16 protein-coding genes are annotated in these 17815 nt (G+C 70.6%); 8 read left to right on the plus strand and 8 right to left on the minus strand.

The features are described from left to right. Positions 1 to 150: 150 nt before the first annotated feature. Both ACFVYS_RS04095 and ACFVYS_RS04100 read right to left on the minus strand, forming a co-directional pair. The gene (locus ACFVYS_RS04095; RefSeq protein WP_389498631.1) at positions 151 to 480 is read right to left on the minus strand and encodes a hypothetical protein; all 330 of its coding nucleotides are present in this window, start codon (positions 478 to 480) and stop codon (positions 151 to 153) included. 626 nt (positions 481 to 1106) lie between these two features. Next, complete coding sequence (locus ACFVYS_RS04100) at positions 1107 to 1415, minus strand: hypothetical protein (RefSeq protein WP_389498632.1); 309 nt, start codon at positions 1413 to 1415, stop codon at positions 1107 to 1109. A gap of 71 nt (positions 1416 to 1486) precedes the next feature. On the opposite strand from ACFVYS_RS04100, the gene ACFVYS_RS04105 reads away from it, so the two are divergent. From ACFVYS_RS04105 to ACFVYS_RS04120, 4 genes are all read left to right on the plus strand, one after another. Continuing rightward, a complete protein-coding gene (locus ACFVYS_RS04105; protein ID WP_389498633.1) occupies positions 1487 to 1927 on the plus strand; it encodes a hypothetical protein in 441 nt (146 codons plus the stop codon). Positions 1928 to 1958: 31 nt separating this feature from the next. Beyond that, entirely contained in the window at positions 1959 to 2144 is a 186-nt protein-coding gene (locus ACFVYS_RS04110) for a hypothetical protein (protein WP_389498634.1), read from the plus strand. A gap of 63 nt (positions 2145 to 2207) precedes the next feature. Next, complete coding sequence (locus tag ACFVYS_RS04115; protein WP_389498635.1) at positions 2208 to 3032, plus strand: alpha/beta fold hydrolase; 825 nt, start codon at positions 2208 to 2210, stop codon at positions 3030 to 3032. A gap of 219 nt (positions 3033 to 3251) precedes the next feature. Beyond that, entirely contained in the window at positions 3252 to 4310 is a 1059-nt protein-coding gene (locus ACFVYS_RS04120; RefSeq protein WP_389499085.1) for a LacI family DNA-binding transcriptional regulator, read from the plus strand. 72 nt (positions 4311 to 4382) lie between these two features. Here the strand turns inward: ACFVYS_RS04120 and ACFVYS_RS04125 are convergent, their stop codons facing one another. The 6 genes from ACFVYS_RS04125 to ACFVYS_RS04150 form a co-directional block, all read right to left on the minus strand. Then, positions 4383 to 6188: an RICIN domain-containing protein gene (locus ACFVYS_RS04125; RefSeq protein WP_389498637.1), complete on the minus strand. Its 1806-nt coding sequence runs from the start codon at positions 6186 to 6188 to the stop codon at positions 4383 to 4385. 21 nt (positions 6189 to 6209) lie between these two features. Then, on the minus strand, positions 6210 to 8399 hold the full coding sequence (locus ACFVYS_RS04130) for a beta-galactosidase (RefSeq protein WP_389498638.1): 2190 nt from the start codon (positions 8397 to 8399) through the stop codon (positions 6210 to 6212). Between the two features lie 45 nt (positions 8400 to 8444). Further along, positions 8445 to 9380: a carbohydrate ABC transporter permease gene (locus ACFVYS_RS04135; protein WP_389498640.1), complete on the minus strand. Its 936-nt coding sequence runs from the start codon at positions 9378 to 9380 to the stop codon at positions 8445 to 8447. Next, positions 9377 to 10321 carry a carbohydrate ABC transporter permease gene (locus ACFVYS_RS04140; RefSeq protein ID WP_389498642.1) on the minus strand — a complete coding sequence of 315 codons (945 nt, stop codon included), beginning with the start codon at positions 10319 to 10321 and terminating at the stop codon, positions 9377 to 9379. The genes ACFVYS_RS04135 and ACFVYS_RS04140 overlap by 4 nt, the downstream gene beginning before the upstream one ends. A 70-nt stretch (positions 10322 to 10391) precedes the next feature. Next, entirely contained in the window at positions 10392 to 11783 is a 1392-nt protein-coding gene (locus tag ACFVYS_RS04145) for an ABC transporter substrate-binding protein (protein ID WP_389498644.1), read from the minus strand. Between the two features lie 469 nt (positions 11784 to 12252). Then, the gene (locus tag ACFVYS_RS04150; RefSeq protein ID WP_389498646.1) at positions 12253 to 13326 is read right to left on the minus strand and encodes a LacI family DNA-binding transcriptional regulator; all 1074 of its coding nucleotides are present in this window, start codon (positions 13324 to 13326) and stop codon (positions 12253 to 12255) included. Between the two features lie 179 nt (positions 13327 to 13505). On the opposite strand from ACFVYS_RS04150, the gene ACFVYS_RS04155 reads away from it, so the two are divergent. From ACFVYS_RS04155 to ACFVYS_RS04170, 4 genes are all read left to right on the plus strand, one after another. Next, the gene (locus ACFVYS_RS04155; protein WP_389498648.1) at positions 13506 to 13895 is read left to right on the plus strand and encodes a signal peptidase I; all 390 of its coding nucleotides are present in this window, start codon (positions 13506 to 13508) and stop codon (positions 13893 to 13895) included. 214 nt (positions 13896 to 14109) lie between these two features. After that, a complete protein-coding gene (locus ACFVYS_RS04160; RefSeq protein WP_389498650.1) occupies positions 14110 to 14628 on the plus strand; it encodes a GNAT family N-acetyltransferase in 519 nt (172 codons plus the stop codon). 201 nt (positions 14629 to 14829) lie between these two features. Further along, positions 14830 to 15633: a polyphosphate kinase 2 gene (ppk2, locus tag ACFVYS_RS04165; RefSeq protein ID WP_389498652.1), complete on the plus strand. Its 804-nt coding sequence runs from the start codon at positions 14830 to 14832 to the stop codon at positions 15631 to 15633. A 359-nt stretch (positions 15634 to 15992) separates the two neighbouring features. Further along, entirely contained in the window at positions 15993 to 17705 is a 1713-nt protein-coding gene (locus tag ACFVYS_RS04170) for a SulP family inorganic anion transporter (protein ID WP_389498654.1), read from the plus strand. Positions 17706 to 17815 lie beyond the last annotated feature (110 nt).

Raw genomic sequence — 17815 nt, forward strand, 5'->3', positions numbered from 1 at the left:
GGACCTGCGGCGCGCCGAATGGCAACTCCCCCGCTGCGCCACGGCTTCTGACCGCTCCCCGTGCCGACCATGTGTACGGGGACGCGAGCCGAAGGCCGGCGCCGTGCCTGAGGCCGGTACGCGGCGCTTCCTGAATGTCGCCTGATGCTGTCACCCATCAGACGCGAGCGGCTCCGCCGGGCGACCCTCCCACTCCCGCTGCCTGGCGGCCAGGGCCCTGGCCAGCATCTTCGCCCGGTAGGGGTTAGCCGTACCGAGGGCCTTCGCCACCGCCACCGCCTCGTCCAACAGGGCCAACCGTCGCTCAGGCAACGCCCGCACCAGGGGCGACGCGCTCGCCTCCACCAGGACGTACGCCAGCTTCGACCCGTACGCCTCCGGCTCGACCTGTGTCAGAAGGCGGTAGATCCACAGCCCCTCTGCCCCGCGCACCACCCGCCGGTTGGCACTGAGCAGCCTGACCCTCGCCAGCACAACCATGTCCTGATCCATCGATCCCCCTACGTCCCGCCACCCCCCGGCCGGTGCACATCACACGGCGAGACAGCACGGCGAACGCACCGACAGCCGATAGAGGCTGCCGACACGTTGGCCGGAGAGTGGATGACGACGAGTCTGGCGCGCGATACCAGCTGCCACAAGGTCGAACGGACGTGCGCTGAGTCCTACCGAAACCGCCTCCGAACAGCCATGATGGACCTGACACTCACTCAAGGATGTCCGCGAACACCACAGCCTGCGCGTGCCGTTCACGCTCCGCGCGCCGCAAGGACGACCAGAGAGCGGGAGCCGAGGGGTTGTCGGCCTCGTTCACCGCGCTCCCACTGAGGCGGTGGATCGCCGACATCACGCACCGGGGCGCCTCCGCGCAGCGGGAAAAGGCTGAGGCACTGGGAACGCGTCCCTCGACAAGGCGCCTCAAGCACGCAGAACAGTGCGTCGCCCGTGAAGGACGGCCCACCGACAGGGGCTTTACGACGGCGGGCGGCGCCTCAGGCTCCCGCCTCCGGGCGTCCGGCAGGTCAGTGGCAGCCGCCGCGGCGGTGGCCCCAGGCCCTCGGGCGCCGCTGCGCCGGCCGCGACACGCCACGGTGGTCGGACAGCACTCAGGCGGAGGCGGAGGCCACGGAAAACGGAGTGGCGATGAGGAAGCGGCCGGTCTCGGCGCGTCGGCGCTGTTCAGCGAGCCACTCGTCCGCCTGGTCGCGGCTGATGGCGCCGCCGCCGCAGGCCGGCTCGGCGAGCCTCTTGAGCAGCGAGAGCCTCGTGGGGTCGGTGATAACGCTGGTATGTACCTCGATCGCGACATCGTCGAAGCCGTCGGCCAGGAGCGGGCTGCGGTACTGACGGGCGGCGCGGGGCGTGCCCAGGAGGTCGGCGCGGTTGATCATTTTCATGTTGTTCAGGGACGACACGGACCCCCGCTCACCTGGTTGCCGTGGGCCCTGGTGCGCGGGGTGGCGGTTGGGCAGGCTAGTTTGCTCGGGTGAGTCTCCTTGATGATGTAGCTGAGCGCGACGGCTGGCGGTGCTGGGTGTGCGACGAACCGGTCGACCCCGACAAGTCGGTGAACGACCCGCAGGGGCCCAGCGTTGACAGCAGGACCGCCGACCGGAAGGCCAAGGTCGCCGAGCGGCTCGCGCACCGCGGGTGCAATTCCCGCAAGGGCGCGGTCAAGGTGGTCATCGCCTGGCCGGACCGCCTGTACGTGGTCGAACCCGCGCCGCTGATCACCGTCGCCGCGAGGCTGGAGCGCAAGGGGGGCCGCGAGATGGTGGGTCGTTGTCCGACCAGGAAGGACGCCCAAGAAGCGGCGGATTGGCTGGTCGACAGGTTCGCCCGACTGACACCGGGGCTGCCGGTGACCGCCGACATCGAGGCGGGGGGCGGCCAGTTCCTCGTCATCCTGGCCACCGGCCGCCGCTGACCTGGCATCACCAGCGCACCCTCGCGTCGATGTGAACCGTCGGCCCACATCGCCTGTCCTGGCACGAGCCGACCCACGGGCGCGCGGCGGGGCGGCTGCCGCCCCGATCCTCGACGGCCTCCCCGGCGACAACGGCCTGCGCGGCCGCGCCCACGGGGCCTCGCTGCTCGGCGCCGGGATGCCGTTCCGGTACATCGCCTCGCTGGAGCTCTCGTAAGGGCGGCGTCGGCCATGCTGTCGGTGAAGGGGGCTGGTCATGCCGCAGAAGAGGAGGACAACAGTGAACTGGACACTTGGCGAGGAGTTCGAGACCCCTGAGGGGATGGTGCGGTGGAAGGTCCTCGGCAGCGGGGACCCGGTCGTGCTGGTGCACGGCACCCCGTATTCCTCGTTTCTCTGGCGGGACATCGCCCCAGCGCTCGCCCGTACCCGCACGGTCTTCGTCTTCGACCACCTCGGCTTCGGCCAGTCGGACCAGCGTGAGGGCCAAGACCTCAGCCTGGCGGCTCACGGGAGAAACTTCGCCCGGCTCCTCGACCACTGGGAGCTGTCCGGCCCCAGCGTCGTCGCCCACGACATCGGCGGGGCCGTGGCGCTCCGCACGCTGCTGCTGGAGGAGCGGAAGTACCGGGACCTGACCCTCTTCGACGCAGTGAGCGGCGGTGAGTGGGAGCGAGGACTCTTCCGGCTCATCCTGGAGCACGCGGACGTCTTCCAGCAGCTTCCGGACTACGCGCACGAAGCACTGGTCGCCAGCCATCTGCGGCACGCGACGCACACCGGCTTCCGGCCGGGGGTCCTCGACGCCTTTCTCGCGCCGTGGCGGGGGGCCGAAGGGCAGGCCGCGTTCTACCGCCAGTACAGCCAGATCAGGCAGGCGGACACCGCCGCGTACGAGAACCTGCTGGGCACCATGTCGCTTCCGGTGCGCATCATCTGGGGCCGCGAGGACCGCATCCTGCCGCCGAAGTACGCGGAGTGGCTGCACGCGCGCATCCCGCACGCCGAGTTGCACTGGATCGACGGGGCGGGTCACCTCCTCCAGGAGGACGCGCCAGGCCGGCTGTCCGCCTACCTTGCCGCCGGGTTTCCCTCCGACAGGTGAGAAGGGACAGCGAGCGGCGCGGGGCCGGCCACTCAACGGGGGGCGGCGCGAGCGTCTGCCGGTCGACGAACGCCGGGCGACGGATGGCGCGGGCGCGAGGAGGCAGGCGGCCGGGTGGTCAGGGGGTCTCTGTCATCATGAGGCCCGGATGCGTGACCACCGGGAGGCGCCATGGCGCGGGAAACAGGACGACGCGGGACGTCCGCCGCGCCGCGCAGCATGGACGTGGCCCGGCTGGCAGGCGTCTCGCAGAAGACGGTGTCCAGGGTCTTCAACAACGAGGCCTACGTCTCCGCGGAGGTGCGCGGACGCGTGCTCGCGGCCGCCGAGGAACTCGGCTACCGGCGCAACAACGCGGCTCGCGCCCTGGCCTCGGGCCGGACACGTTCCATCGGCGTGGTGACGCTGGGCACCGCTCTGTACGGACCCGCGTCGTTGCTCATGGGTGTCGAGCGAGCCGTCCGGGACACGGGATACGCGCTGCGTGTGGTCAACACCGTGGAGGGCGACCCGACGGGCATCGCCGGCGCCGTTGACTCGCTCCTGGACCAGGGTGTCGACGGCATCGTCATCTCCGAGCCGATCGACGAGAGCGGGAACGGGGGCGGGGCCGGGGACGGGGACGGGGACGGGGACGGGTCGAAGGTCTCCGTTCACGTCGACGTACCGGTCCTCGTCTGCGGCGCGCCACCGCCGTTCGCCGCGCCCAAGGTGCTGGCCGCGGGGGTCGGCGCCGACCTGATGGCGCGCACGGTCACCGAGCACCTGCTCGGCCTGGGACACCTCACCGTCCATCACCTCGCCGGCCCGCAGCGGTGGTACGCCGCCCGGGACCGGCTCGACGGATGGCGGGCGGCGCTGGCGGCTCACGACCGGCGCGAGCCGCCGCTGATCGAGGGCGACTGGTCGGCCGCCTCCGGCTACGCCGCGGGCCGTGAACTGGCCTGCGACCCCGACGTGACGGCGGTCTTCGCAGCCAACGACGACATGGCCATCGGCCTGATCCGCGCACTGACCGAGGCCGGCCGACGCGTTCCGGGAGACGTGAGCGTCGTGGGTTTCGACGACATCCCCGTCGCCGCCTATGTCACCCCTCCCCTGACGACGGTGCGCCAGCCGTTCGACGCGGTGGCCCAGGACGGCCTCAAACGCCTCGTGCACGCCATCGAGAACCCGCGAGCCGCCCCCTTGGCGGCGAGTGAACCACCGGTCGACCTCATCGTCCGCGCCTCGACCGCACCTCCGCCGACGGGCCGTGGCGCTCCCGCCGACCACTGAGCGGTGCCGGTCGGCGAGCGCCGTCGCGTCTGTCCGGGCACGATCCGTGTCACCCGGTCTCCAGCTGTCGTCCTACCGGACGAGTTCCCAGTCCTGGGAACCGTCCGTGAGCGCGGTCTGCAGGGTCAGCTGCGCCCCGGCGGTCGCACCGGTCAGGTACAGGCCGGTGTTCTTGACGGACTGGAGCTTGTAGAACCCGTCGGCGCTCCTGACGAGGTTCCAGCTGCCGGTGTCGTTGTTGTCGACCCACTGGCCGATCTTCTGGCCGGCCGTGGCGTTGCCGGTCCAGATCGCCGCCGCGCGGCCGCCCGACTTGTTCAGCAGGCTCACGCCGCCGGTCGGTTCGGTCGTCAGGTGCCAGTACTGGGTGTCCGCGTTGCCCGCCGAGCCCGGGGCCTCGAGCCGGACGTCGGGCACGTCGGCGTTGCCGATGATCGCGTCGTTGGTCTTGTTCCCGGTGCCGATCACCTGGTCGGTCTTGCGGTTGACCAACTGGTGGTAGGGGCCGTCGGAGTGGCCGAGGTCGACCTCGGCGTAGGCGATCGTGGAGGTGCCCTGGTTGTTGAGGATCGCGATGCGGCCGGTGCCGTCGACGTACTGGAGGTTGCGGCTGTAGCCGGCCGGTGAGGTCGTCTGGTACTCCTTCCACGTGCTGTCGCCGCGCCCGCTGTCGTTGACCCAGACGTTGCCGCTGCCGGCCGCGTTGTAGACCAGGCGACCGCCGGGAAGCCGGATGAGGACCGGGCTGCCGCCCGTCGCCAGGGGGTGGGAACCGGCGTCGAGCGGCAGGGTGTCGACACCCGTGCCGGTGGCGGAGCCGGTGTAGAACTTCAGCGGGTCGTCGGCGAGCACGTACCTGGTGTTGGCTCCTCCGCCCCAGTACTCGAAGGTCAGCAGCCAGCTGCCGTCGGTCGTGCGGACGACGTTCGCCATCCCCGGCCGCCCGCCGCCGATCTCCGTCTTGCCGCCGCCCATGTCCTGGATCGCTCCCGCGATGTCGACCACGGGCGCACTCCACGCCGCGCTGAGGCCGTCCCAGGTCTTGTGGGCGAGGATCTGGCCCTGCGAGTCCGCGGCGGTGTCGTTGGCGGGGTCGAGGGTCGGGACACCGGTGGTGGCGTTGAAGCCGGTGTAGTCGTTCTCGTCGGAGTAGTAGCAGACGAGGCGCCCCTTGTGGACCATCAGGTACGGCTCCCAGACGGGGTCCACCTGGTGGTGGGTGTTCGCCTCGGCGATGTTCTGGCCGACCGCGCCGGCACTGCCGCCCTGCCAGCCGCCGGTCGCGACGACGTTCTCGACCTTCCACGTCGTGCCTTCGTCGGTGCTGGAGTACAGGGCGATCGCGAGGTCCTTGCGGTCGCCGTCGTTGGTCGGCGTCCAGTTCGGGTCGGCCGCCTTGTGCTCCCTGTAGTAGTGGTCGTCGCCCGACACGACGCTCGCGAGCAGCAGCGTGCCCTGCTTCAGCTTCCCGACGTCCTGCGGAAGGACGTACAGGTACGGGTTGGTCCAGTTGCTGGTGTACTTCGCGTACTGGGGGTCGCCGGAGAGATACGCCGGAGCCCTGACCTCCGACAGCGGCTGCCACGTCGTTCCGTGGTCGTCGCTCCTGTAGACGGGGAGGGTCTGTTTGTCGGCGCTCCCGGTCGCCGTCACGACCGTGGACTTCTCGAACGACGCGACCAGACGTCCGCTCGGCAGTTCGGCCGACTTCGGGTAGACCGCGCAGTTGCCCCGGCCCTTCAGACACGGCTCGCCGCCGAGCTGGTACATGATCCCGCCCGTCGGGTCGTACGCCTGCGCGTGGACCATGGGTATCGCGAGGATCGCGGATGTCGCGGTGAAGACACCGAATGCTCGTCCGAGCGTTCTTCGTGGCATTGCCCCTCCTCGGGGGATGGATCAGGAACGGTTGGCTGCTTCGGGGCCCGGCGCGCCGTCGGCGTCGGCGTCGGTGGAGACGAGTACGCGTACGTCCCAGGGGCCGAGGTCCAGCGCCGAGCCCGAGTGGACCGAGGTGCCCGTCAGGGCATCGGAGAGGTCCGCCGGGGCGGGAACGCTCACGGGCTCCCAGCTCCAGTTGTGGACGATGTGCACCCGGCGCCCGTCGGTCGAAGTACCCGTGGTCGCGGTGACGGAGGCGGGCAGGTCGCGCCACCCGCTGCCGGCGGCCGGGGCCAGCCACTCGGCCAGCGTCCGGGCCAGTTCGCGGCCGGGCACCGTGCCGACGCAGGTGACGCGGCCCTCGCCGTGGCGCCGCGTGGTGACGGCGGGCGAGCGGCCGTGGTGCGGATGCTCGTACTGGGCGAGGACGTCGGCGTCGACGACCGTGAGGCCCTCGATCCACCGCGTCGCCGTGGCGTTCTCGGGGACGTCGAGCGGCCCGCCGGGCACGGCGCGCACCGGGATGTGGCCCGTGAGGTTGCTGAACTCGTCGTACCGGACACCGGCGGCGAGGACGAGACGCCCGGGTGTCGGCTCGTGGCGGGCCCGGGCCTCGTGGTCGGCATAGGCGGTGCGCGGGCCGAGGACCAGGTGGCCACCTGCCCGGGCGTAGGCCTCCAGCCAGTCGAGCGTGCCGTCGTCGACGACGTACAGGGCGGGGGCGACGAGGACGGGGTGGCGCTGTACCGCCTCCTCGGGCGTCATTCCCCTCTGCTCGCCGCGCGGGTCGTGCAGTTGGCGGGCGTGGACGATGCGGACCTGGCGGCCGGCGTCGAACGCGCCGCGGTAGAAGGGGTCGAAGAACCGGTGGTAGGCGGTGGCGTCCGGTTCGCCGTCGGCGGTCGCGAGGGGCGGGTACTTCTGCATCAGCCACTTGCTCGGCATCGAGTAGACCATCGTGATGTCGGCGTCCGGCTCGAGGCCGGCGACGAGCGGGCCCGCCGCCTCGAACTCCGCTCCGAGAAGGGCGAGTTCGGCGTACGTACGGCCGGGCTGCCCGCTGTGCGGAAGGACGCCGCCCCAGTAGGTCTCCGCGCCGAAGCGCAGGGTCTGCCACTGCCAGTACTCGATCATGCGGGCGCCGCGGCCGACGAGGGCCCAGGCTGCCTGACGCCACTGGCCGTCGTAGCCGGGCCGGTTGTCCCACGGGTAGCCGATGCTCTGGGCGTTGGTCTCGGTGACCAGGAACGGCTCCTGGCGGGAGGAGAACATCCAGTCGGCGGTCTGGTACATCGACCAGACGCCGGTGCTCTTCCACTTCTGCTCGTGGTCGTCGGGGGTGGGGTCGGGCAGGAGCAGGCCGTCCTGCATGTCGTAGTACGGGTTGCCGGAGGCGATGTCGAGGCCGTCCGACAGCTCGTCGTCCTCCACCCCTTGGCGGGTGTAGGAGATACAGGTGGTGACGAAGTGCTCGGGGTGGGCGTACTCGCGGACGATGTCGGCCTGCCAGCCGATGAACTCGGTGACCTGCCGGGCCTGGAACTCCCGCCAGGCGACGTCGTACTGGGGCTGTTCGTTGCCGTCAGGCGTCCACAGGTCGGCCCAGGTCGACAGCCGGTGCGACCAGTAGACCAGACCCCATTCGCGGTTCAGGGTCTCGACGTCGCCGTACTTCTCCCGCAGATGGTCCACGAAGCGCTGGAAGACACCGCGGTTGTGGAAGAGGTGCAGGCCGGGCTCGTTGTCCACCTGCCATCCGATCACCGCCGGGTGGTCGGCGTACCGGGCCACCATCGCGCGGATCACCCGCTCGGCGTGGAACCGGAAGGCGGGGTGGGTGAAGTCGGCCTCCTGCCGGGCGCCCCAGCCGATGCGCTCACCGGTGCGCCGCTCGCCGGTGATCTCCGGGTACTGGCGGGCGAGCCACGGCGGTACGGCGTACGTCGGGGTGCCGATGATGACGGAGATGCCACGCTCGTGGGCGCCGTCGAGGACGGGCCGCAGCCAGTCGAGGTCGAACCGGCCGTTCTCCGGTTCCCAGGTCGACCAGACCGACTCGCCCACCCGGATCACGGTGAAGTGCGCCTCGGCCATCAGGTCCAGGTCGGTCTTGAGCCGTTCGTCGGGCTGCACATGAGGGTCGTAGGCGGGCGTGTACTCGTGGTAGTAAGCGGCGCCGAAGAGGACGCGGGCAGGCAGAGCCGCCATGAGGGGGAACCTCCGAGGAGACGGGAGTGGAACGAGGACCGGGCGCTACTGCTTGACGCCACCGGCGGCCAGGCCGCTCTGCCAGTACCGCTGGAGCATCAGGAACGCCACGACGAGCGGAATGATCGAGATCAGGGAGCCGGTCACGACCAGCGCGAGCATGTCGCTGCTGGAGCCCGCTCCGCCGTTCTGCGCCCGGGCGGCCCAGGAGGAGAGCCCGACCGTGATCGGGTACAGGTCCGGGTCGTTGAGCATGATCAGCGGCAGGAAGTAGTTGTTCCAGGTCGCCACCAGCGTGAACAGCAGGACCGTCACCAGGCCGGGGCCGAGCAGCCGGAGAACGATCCGGAAGAAGATCCGCAGCTCGCCGGCCCCGTCGATACGGGCGGCCTCCAGGAGGCTGTCGGGTACGGCGTCCTCGGCGTAGACCCGCATCAGATAGAGGCCGAACGGGTTGACGAGGGAGGGCAGGATGACCGCCCAGGGGGTGTTGACCAGGCCCGCCTTCGCGAAGAGCAGGTAGGTGGGGATCGCCAGCGCGGTGGCCGGGACCATGACGGCGCCCACGACGAGGTTGAAGGCGGCTCGGTCGCCGCGGAAGCGGAACTTGGCGAACCCGTACCCGCCCGCCGCCGCGAGCAGCGCGGCTCCGAAGGCGCTGACACCCGCGTACACGGCCGTGTTGAGCAGCCAGTGCACGAAGACCCCGTTGTCCTGGGTGAAGGTCTCCCGCACGTTCGTCAGCAGCTGCGGGGCGTGCGAGAACCACAGGCCGAAGCTGTTGAACAGGTCCTGGGTGCTCTTGGTCGAGGCGATCAGCAGCCACAGCAGCGGCAGGAGGAAGTAGGCGAGGGCGGCCAGCATCGCGATGGTCAGCGGGGTGCTGCGGCGGGCCGACGGGGAGCGGCGCCGCTTCGGGGGTGTCGCGGGAGCCACGCCCGCCGAGGAGGCGGCGGAGGCCGTCGGAACGGTGGTCGTCACGAGGTCCTCCTGCGGTTCGCGGTGAGCAGGACGGCATAAGAGACGATCACGATGACGAGGCCGAGCAGGAAGGACACCGTGGCCGCGTAGTTGACCTGCTGGCCGGTGAAAGCGAGCGTGTAGGCGTAGAGGTTGGCGGTGTAGGAGCTGCTGATCACGTCCGGGGCGACCTTCATCAGCAGGTTCGGCTCGTTGAACAGCTGGAAGCTGCCGATCACCGAGAACAGCAGGGTGAGCATCAGCGCCGACCTGAGGGCCGGCAGTTTGATGGACCAGGCGATCCGCCAGGCGCCGGCCCCGTCCATGGCCGCCGCCTCGTACAGCTCGGTGGGGATGGTGCGCAGGACGGCGTACAGGATGATCATGTTGTAGCCGACGAACTCCCAGGTCACGATGTTCGCCAGGCTGCCGAGCATCCAGCCGTCGCTGAGGAAGTCCGGTGCGGGCAGGCCGAGTTCGCGGCTGAACTGGGCGAAGGGGCCGAAGTCCGGCCCGTACAGATAACCCCACATGAGTGCGGCGACCACGCTCGGGACGGCGTACGGGACGAAGATGCCCAGCCGGATCACCCGGGCCAGCCGCAGCAGACCGCTGTCGAGGGCCAGGGCGAACGCCAGCGCCAGCAGCAGCATCACGGGGACCTGGATCACGAAGAACAGCGCGACGCGTCCGACGCCGTGGATGAGCTGGGGGTCATCCAGGGCCCTGACGTAGTTGTCGAGCCCGACGAACGCCGTTCCGCCGACCAGGCGTTCCTGGAAGAGGCTCAGGTAGGCGGCGTAGCCGAGCGGGGCGAGGAAGAGCAGGAGGAACAGCACCATGAAGGGAGCGACGAACAGTGGCCCTGCCGACCGGCGGCGGCGCAGGCCGCCGCGCCGGGGGCGGGTGGGCCCGTCTCGGCGCCGCCCCCTGGGGGAGGCCGCGGTTGTGGCAGTCATCATCGAGCCTTTCCGAGGGAGGGGACGGTGCTTGCGGGCGGCCCCGCGCCGCTGGGCGGAGCCCGATGTGCCGTCAGGACGTGTGGACCGTGAAGCCCTGGGTCTTGGCGTACGTGGTGAGCCGCGACTGCCAGGTGCCGAGCGCGCGAATGGTGTCGGTCCTGTCGGCGAGGGACTTGCCTACGGTCTCCGTCCAGTCCGTCGCCGCCTGGTCGAGGAACGGCGGCCACTGGAACGTCGTGTTGACCGTGCTGCCGATGCCGGCGAAGACCTGGTTGACCTTCTGGCCGCCGTAGAACGGGGATTCCTGGCCGACGAAGGACTTGTCCGCGAGCAGTGCCTTGGTCGCGGGGAAGAAGAACTGCTCGTCGGCGAACATCTTCGCGCTGGCCGGGTCGGTGTTGAGGAACTGCGCGAACACCGCCGCCGCGATCGGGTTCTTGCTCGCCCGGATGACCGCGGTCGTCGAACCGCCCCAGTTGCCCGAGCGGGGCTTGGCGGCGTCCCACTGCGGCAGCGGGGCCGCCCGCCACTTGCCGGCGGTGGACTTGGCCGACCCGGAGAGGAAGACCGGCCCCCAGGCGGCGGTGAGCCAGGTGGCGTACTTGCCCTTGTCCAGCCCGGCGTACCAGGAGTCGGTGAAGTCCGGCTCGACCCCGATGACTCCCTCCTTGGCGAGGGTCCCCCAGTACTCGCCGAGCATCTTGGAGACCTTGTCGTCGACGCTGACGGTGATGTCGCTCTTGCCGGACATCACGTACGGCTTGGCGTCCGCCTGCCAGAGCAGTCCGTGCCAGGCCGCGGCCTGGTTGGCGGCGAGGTTGGTCAGGTAGACGTCCGGGTCGGCCTTGTGCAGCTTGCGGGCCGCCGCGGCGAACTCGTCCCAGGTGCCCGGCACTTCGATGCCGTGCCGGTCGAAGATGTCCTGCCGGTACAGCATGCCCATCGGGCCGGTGTCCTGGGGGATCGCCCAGACCTCGCCCTTGCTGCCGCTGACCTGGCTCCAGGTCCAGTCGACGAACCGGTCCTTCAGCGCGGACGCCCCGTACGGTCGCAGGTCCAGCAGGCTGTTGGTGATCGTGAAGGTGGGGATGGCCTGGTACTCGATCTGCACCATGTCCGGTGCGCCGCTGCCTGCCTTCAGAGCCGTACGGAGCTTCGTGTACTGGGGGGTCCCCTGGCCGGCGTTGACCACCTTGATCTTGACGGCCGGGTACTTCGCCTCGAAGAGCGCGACCTCCTTGTCGATGTTCGGGACCCAGGTCCAGAACGTCAGCTCGGTCGGCGTCTTCATCGCCTTGTCGATGTCGGCCTGGCCGACCGGCTCGGCGGAGGTCCCGCCGCTCGTGTCGTCTCCGCCGCCGCAGGCGGAGAGCGCGGTCGCCAGTGTCAGGGCCCCGGTCGCGGCGAGGAAGCCACGACGGTTCAGGTGGGCCGAGGAGGGGGCTGTGAAGAATCTGGACATGGTGGACTCCGCAGGGGTGCCTAGGGGATGCGCGCGCTGGGCGGCGGCGTGCTGAAGGGATGCCAGGAGGTGGATTCGGGCGTGAGGGGCGGGGCACGGTAGGGCGAGTGCGTTGCTCGCGGAACCAGGACCGAGCACGTCACGCTCGCCGACCGAAGGGGGCCGGCGCCGGTGAGGGCGTGAGACGGGGGCGGAGGCCTGGGCGGTGATCGGCTCATGGGGGCGCCCGGGCCGCGGCGCCGAGTGAGTGGGTGCGACGACCACGTACCGGGGGTCGGCTGGCGCACTCACGGGCGGCGGTCGAAGCGGGTGGCGTGGTGGACGAACTGCCGGTGGACGGACTCCTGGTGGACGAACTGCCGGTGGACGGACTCGTGGTGGGCGAACTCCTGGTGGGGGAACTGCTGGTGGGGGAACTGCTGGTGGACGGAACTCCCCTCGGGGTGGGGGGGAACGGTTTGACGGGGACTCAGGCCGTGGTGCGCCGGGATTCCGGGATCGTCCGGAACGGCGGGGGCGCGGTCGACGCCCGGACGACGAGGTCAACCGGCGGGTCCTGCTCCGGGATCGGGTCCGCGTCCGGATTCTCGATGGCGTGCACGAGCCGCTTGAGGCCGTCCTGCGCCATCGCCTCGAACGACTGCCGCACCGTCGTCAGAGGGGGAGACACGTAGGCCGCGACCGGGACGTCGTCGAGACCGACGACACTGATGTCCTCCGGTACGCGCCGGCCGGCTTCCAGCAGCGCGCGGATCAGACCGATGGCCATGTCGTCGTTGGCGGCGAAGACGGCCGTCACGCTGTCGTCGGCGGCCAGTCGGCGACCGGCCGCGTAACCGGAGGCGGCCGACCAGTCGCCCGTGATGACAGGCGGTTCTCGTCTGCCGTGCGCGGCCAGCGTCGCTCGCCATCCTTCCAGGCGGTCCCTGGCGGCGAACCAGCGTCGGGGACCGGCGAGGTGGTGGACGGTCGTGTGTCCCAGTTCGAGCAGGTGCTCCGTGCCGGCCCGCGCCTGCCGGTGGGCGACGAGGCCCGCGGCCACCACCCGGGAGGCGGCGAACGGCGGCGGTGCGCCGAGGACCAGAACCGGCACGTCGACGCGGACGGAGAGGTCCGCGCCGTTCTCCTCGTCGATCGGCTCGGAGATGACGATGCCGTCCACGCCCTGGTCGAGGAGCGAGTCGACGGCACCGGCGACACCCGAGGCGTCGCCCTCCATCGTGTTGACCACGCGGAGCGCGTAACCGGTGTCCCGGACCGTGCGCTCGATACCCATCAGCAGGGACGCGGGACCGTACAGCGCCGTCCCGAGTGTCACCACCCCGATGGACCGGGTCCGCCCGGAGGCCAGCGCACGGGCGGCGTGATTCAGCCGGTATCCGAGTTCTTCGGCGGCTTCCAGGACACGGCGGCGCACGCCGTCGGAGACGTACTGCTCACCGTTCATGACCCGGGACACCGTCTTCTGCGAGACGCCCGCCAGCTGCGCCACATCAAGGCTGCGTGGTGCGGTGCCGGCGCTGCGGCTTGTCAGTCGTGCCATGGGTGTCTCCCGGTCTCGGGCAGCCGGCGGCTTGGCCTGTTCTCGTCTGACTGCGCTGCCATGACTGCGCAGACATATCTACGCACTGGGCCGAGACACGTCAAGGGTTCGCGCAACATCCCCGTCATCGGCGAACGTGCCGATCGCGCCGGAGAGACCGGTTGCTAGCATCCGGCAACGTGAACGACAGCGTGTACGTGGGCAACGCAGGCAAGGACGCGCCGCTGGACAAGGGGTGGCTTCTCGGCCACTTCAAGGACGTCGGCGATCCGCGTCACAGCGACACCGTAGAGATCAAATGGGGCGTCCACCCCCGCGGTGACGAGCGATCGGAGTGGGTGCGGGGCGAGGAACGCACCGCGCTCCTGGTGCTCGTCAGTGGCCGCTTCCGCGTGGAACTGCCCGGCCGCAGCGTACTTCTGGAAGAGCAGGGTGATTACGTGGTCTGGGGGCACGGGGTCGACCACTCGTGGTTCGCCGAGGAGGAGTCGGTGGTACTGACGGTTCGATGGCCGTCCGTGCCCGGCTACGCAGTGGCCGAGAACGGCCAGGAACGCGTCCAAGGCTGAGCACGCGAGTTTCGCTTTCCTGCTCTCGTAGCGCGTACGTCTGCGCGCCGGGAATCATCGTGTCGACCGAGTCGATGAACTCCATCACTTTTGCCTTGAAGGCCGGGTTGGTGGTCTCGGTTCGCTCGACCTGGTCACGCCCCGTCGCACGGCCGATCCCCCCCCGACCGGACCCGTCGCGAGAAGTCGCTTTCCGATGAGTAATACTCTCCTGATGAACTCAGGCATTACGCCCAGAGGCGGGCCGATCACGATACGCCGGGCCGTGGCGCGGGACGCCAAACGGCTCACGCGGCTCGTGCGTGGCTCACGCGCGTACGAAGGTCAGTACGCGCCCATGGTCGCGGACTACCGGGTGGGTCCCGACTACATCGAGACCCACCGCGTCTTCGTGGCCCTCGCCGCCGACGAGCGGCCCGGCCCTGTCCTCGGGTTCTACTCGCTCGTCCTCGCGCCACCGGAGCTCGACCTGCTGTTCGTGGCGGACGGAGCTCAGGGACGTGGCATCGGACGGCTGCTCGTGGCACATATGAAGTCCGAGGCCCGCGCCGCCGAGCTCGACCGCGTCCTGGTGGTGTCGCATCCTCCCGCCGAGGGCTTCTACCGCAGCGAGGGTGCGGTACGCACCGGGACCGCGTCCGCGAACCCTCCGGCCGTGGCATGGGACCGCCCCGAGTTCGAGTTCCTCATCCCACCCGAGGTGGCGGGGTCGCACGGCAGCGCATTCGAGTGATTCGAGTGAGCTGACGACGCTGCCGGCTCGGCGACCCCATCGGATGGATCTGGCCGACGCCGGATGGCCGGCGGCCCGCCGGCGCACGTCCAGGGTGCGCGGCTCTTCGTCTGTCAGTACGGTGGCGTCCTGGTGTTCGACCTCCGACAGGGTGGGGCTCCGGAAGTCGTCGGCGTTGGATCAACGGGCGGTGGAGGCGGCATGGCCGGCAAGGACGCGGCGCGGCTGCCGCGCAAGGCGTACGAGAAGGAACTGCTGCGGCTGCAGACGGAGTTGGTGAAGCTCCAGGAGTGGGTGCGGGCCAGCGGCACCCGGCTGGTGGTGGTCTTCGAGGGACGGGACGCGGCGGGCAAGGGCGGGACGATCAAGCGGGTCGCCGAGCACCTCAACCCCCGTGTCGCGCGGATCGCGGCGCTCCCGAAGCCGACCGAGCGCGAACGCACCCAGTGGTACTTCCAGCGGTACGCGGAGCATCTGCCGGCGGCCGGGGAGATCGTGCTGTTCGACCGGTCCTGGTACAACCGCGCCGGGGTCGAGCACGTCATGGGCTTCTGCACGAAGGAGGAGCACCAGCTCTTCCTCCGCCAGTGTCCGATCTTCGAACGCATGCTGGTCGAGGCCGGGGTCCTGCTGCGCAAGTACTGGTTCTCGGTGAGCGACACCGAGCAGCAGGAGCGGTTCCGGCGCCGGCTGGAGGACCCGCTGCGGCGGTGGAAGCTCTCGCCGATGGACCTGGAGTCGATCACCCACTGGGAGGCCTACTCCCGCGCCAAGGACGAGATGCTGGTGCACACCGACATCTCCGAGGCGCCCTGGTACGTCGTCGAGAGCGACGACAAGCGCCGGGCGAGGCTGAACATGATCGCCCATCTGCTGTCGTCCGTGCCGTACCGCGAGGTGCCGCCGCCCGTGCTGGAGCTCCCGGAGCGGCCACCGTCCACCGGCTACCAGCGCCCGCCGCGGGATCTCCAGACCTACGTTCCCGACCACGCGGCGAGCCTCTGAGCCGCCGGGCATCCCTCTCGCCCCCGCTCGGCCACGACCGTGACGGCACAGGCTCGGCGGTACGGCGCCGCGTGCGAGACGCGCCCCGGCTGAGCCCGAGCCCGCCGACGTCGGCTACGAGAGTCATCGGGAGTGAGCGGGGGTGGGTGGGTCAGTCAGCCATGGTCGGTGTCTGAGACCCCCCTCACGCCGGTCGCGCAGACCGCGCGGCGACGGATGCCGTAGGTCCATGTCGGGGAGGGACCGAACGGCCCTGCTTTCCAAGGACGTTGAGGCGATTGCGGCACGCCGGGCACCCGGGCTCTCGCCGTAGCTCTCGCGTCCGGTGGATCATGAGGGCAGACGACGGAAGGCGGCACATGTCCAAGGCCTCGGGCAGACACGTCCCGCAGTGGCGCCGGCTGGTGCCCGGTCTCGTCGCGCTCCTCGGCTACCGGCGCGCGTGGCTGACGGGCGATCTGCTCGCCGGGGTGACCGTGGCCGCTTATCTGGTGCCGCAGGTCATGGCCTACGCGGGCGTGGCCGGGCTGCCGCCGGTAGCCGGTCTGTGGGCGATCCTCCCGGCCCTCGCGCTGTACGCGGTGTTCGGTTCCTCGCGGCTGCTGTCGGTCGGCCCCGAGTCCACGACCGCCCTCATGACGGCCGCCGTGGTCGCACCGCTCGCCGCCGGGGACACCGGGCGTTACGCGTCGCTGGCGGCGGCGCTCGCCGTCACGGTCGGGCTGCTCTGTCTGGTCGCCCGGGCGGTGCGGCTGGGCTTCCTCGCGGACCTGCTGTCGCGGCCCGTCCTGATCGGCTATCTCGCGGGCGTGGCGCTCATCATGATGGTGGACCAGCTGCCCAAACTCACCGGCGTGCGGACGACGGGCGCGGAGTTCTTTCCCCAGATGTGGTCCTTCCTCGTCCACCTGCCCGACGCGGACCCGGCGACCGTCGTCTTCTCCGCCGTCGTCCTCCTGTTCCTCTTCGTGACGGCCCGTCACGCCCGCGCCGTGCCCGGCCCGCTGGTCGCCTTCGTCCTCGGGACCGCCGCGGTGGTGGTCTTCGACCTCGACGGGCGGTACGGGCTCAAGGTGATCGGCGAGGTTCCGAGCGGTCTGCCGAGCCCTGCCGTCCCGGACCTGAGCGAGCTGCCGCACCTCGTGCTGCCGGCGCTCGGCGTGCTGCTGGTCGCCTACACCGACTTCATCCTCACCGCGCGGGCGTTCGCCGGCCACGACGACGAAGGCCCCGGGCTCGACGCCGACCAGGAGTTCCTCGCCCTGGGCGCGGCCAATCTGGGCGCCGGGGCACTGCACGGCTTCCCGGTGAGCAGCAGCGCCAGCCGCACCGCCCTCGCCTCCTCGGCGGGCGCCCGCAGCCAGGCGTATTCGCTGGTGGCCGGAGTGGTGGTGCTCGCCGTGCTGCTCTTCCTGAGCTCGCTGCTGGCGCGGACTCCCTCCGCGGTGCTCGGCGCGCTCGTCGTCTACGCGGCGGTCCGCATGATCGACCTCACCGGCTTCCGGCGGCTCGCCTCCTTCCGCCACCGGGAACTGCTCCTGGCGCTCGGCTGTCTCGCCGGCGTGCTCGCCCTCGACATCCTGTACGGGGTGATCGTGGCCGTCGGCCTGTCGGTGGCCGAGCTGCTGACCCGGGTGGCGCGTCCGCACGACGCCGTCGAGGGCCTGGTCCCCGGCGTGGCCGGCATGCACGACGTCGACGACTACCCACAGGCCCGGACGATCCCCGGCCTGCTGGTCTACCGCTACGACTCGCCTCTGTTCTTCGCCAACGCGGAGAACTTCCGGCGCCGGGCCCTGGCCGCCGTCGACGAACAGAGCGACCCCGTCCGCTGGTTCGTCCTCAACACCGAGGCCAATGTCGAGGTCGACATCACCGCCCTCGACGCGGTCGACGCCCTGCGCCGCGAACTGACCCACCGCGGCATCCTGTTCGCCCTCGCGCGGGTGAAGCAGGATCTGCTGGACGACCTGGAGGCGTACGGCCTCGCGGACACGGTCGGCGCGGACCGGATGTTCCCCACGCTCCCGACCGCCGTGGCCGCGTACCACGCGTGGCTCGGCCGGCAGTAGGCGGTCACGCCCTCAGGGGCCGCGGAGGGAAGCGACAGGAGGTGCGGGTGACCGGCGTGCGGCCGTCGTTTCCGGTGCCGCGGCCCGCCCCCGGCCTCGCCCGTGACCCG

Source organism: Streptomyces sp. NPDC058295 (assembly GCF_042880655.1).
GTDB classification, from domain to species: Bacteria; Actinomycetota; Actinomycetes; order Streptomycetales; family Streptomycetaceae; genus Streptomyces; species Streptomyces coriariae.

Coding starts and splice junctions, on each gene's coding strand:
- ACFVYS_RS04150 (WP_389498646.1), bottom strand. CDS start 13,326: ATGGCACGACTGACAAGCCGCAGCGCCGGCACCGCACCACGCAGCCTT.
- ACFVYS_RS04140 (WP_389498642.1), bottom strand. CDS start 10,321: ATGATGACTGCCACAACCGCGGCCTCCCCCAGGGGGCGGCGCCGAGAC.
- ACFVYS_RS04125 (WP_389498637.1), bottom strand. CDS start 6,188: ATGCCACGAAGAACGCTCGGACGAGCATTCGGTGTCTTCACCGCGACA.
- ppk2 (WP_389498652.1), top strand. CDS start 14,830: ATGGCCGGCAAGGACGCGGCGCGGCTGCCGCGCAAGGCGTACGAGAAG.
- ACFVYS_RS04095 (WP_389498631.1), bottom strand. CDS start 480: ATGGTTGTGCTGGCGAGGGTCAGGCTGCTCAGTGCCAACCGGCGGGTG.
- ACFVYS_RS04160 (WP_389498650.1), top strand. CDS start 14,110: ATGAACTCAGGCATTACGCCCAGAGGCGGGCCGATCACGATACGCCGG.
- ACFVYS_RS04145 (WP_389498644.1), bottom strand. CDS start 11,783: ATGTCCAGATTCTTCACAGCCCCCTCCTCGGCCCACCTGAACCGTCGT.
- ACFVYS_RS04170 (WP_389498654.1), top strand. CDS start 15,993: ATGTCCAAGGCCTCGGGCAGACACGTCCCGCAGTGGCGCCGGCTGGTG.
- ACFVYS_RS04130 (WP_389498638.1), bottom strand. CDS start 8,399: ATGGCGGCTCTGCCTGCCCGCGTCCTCTTCGGCGCCGCTTACTACCAC.
- ACFVYS_RS04120 (WP_389499085.1), top strand. CDS start 3,252: ATGGACGTGGCCCGGCTGGCAGGCGTCTCGCAGAAGACGGTGTCCAGG.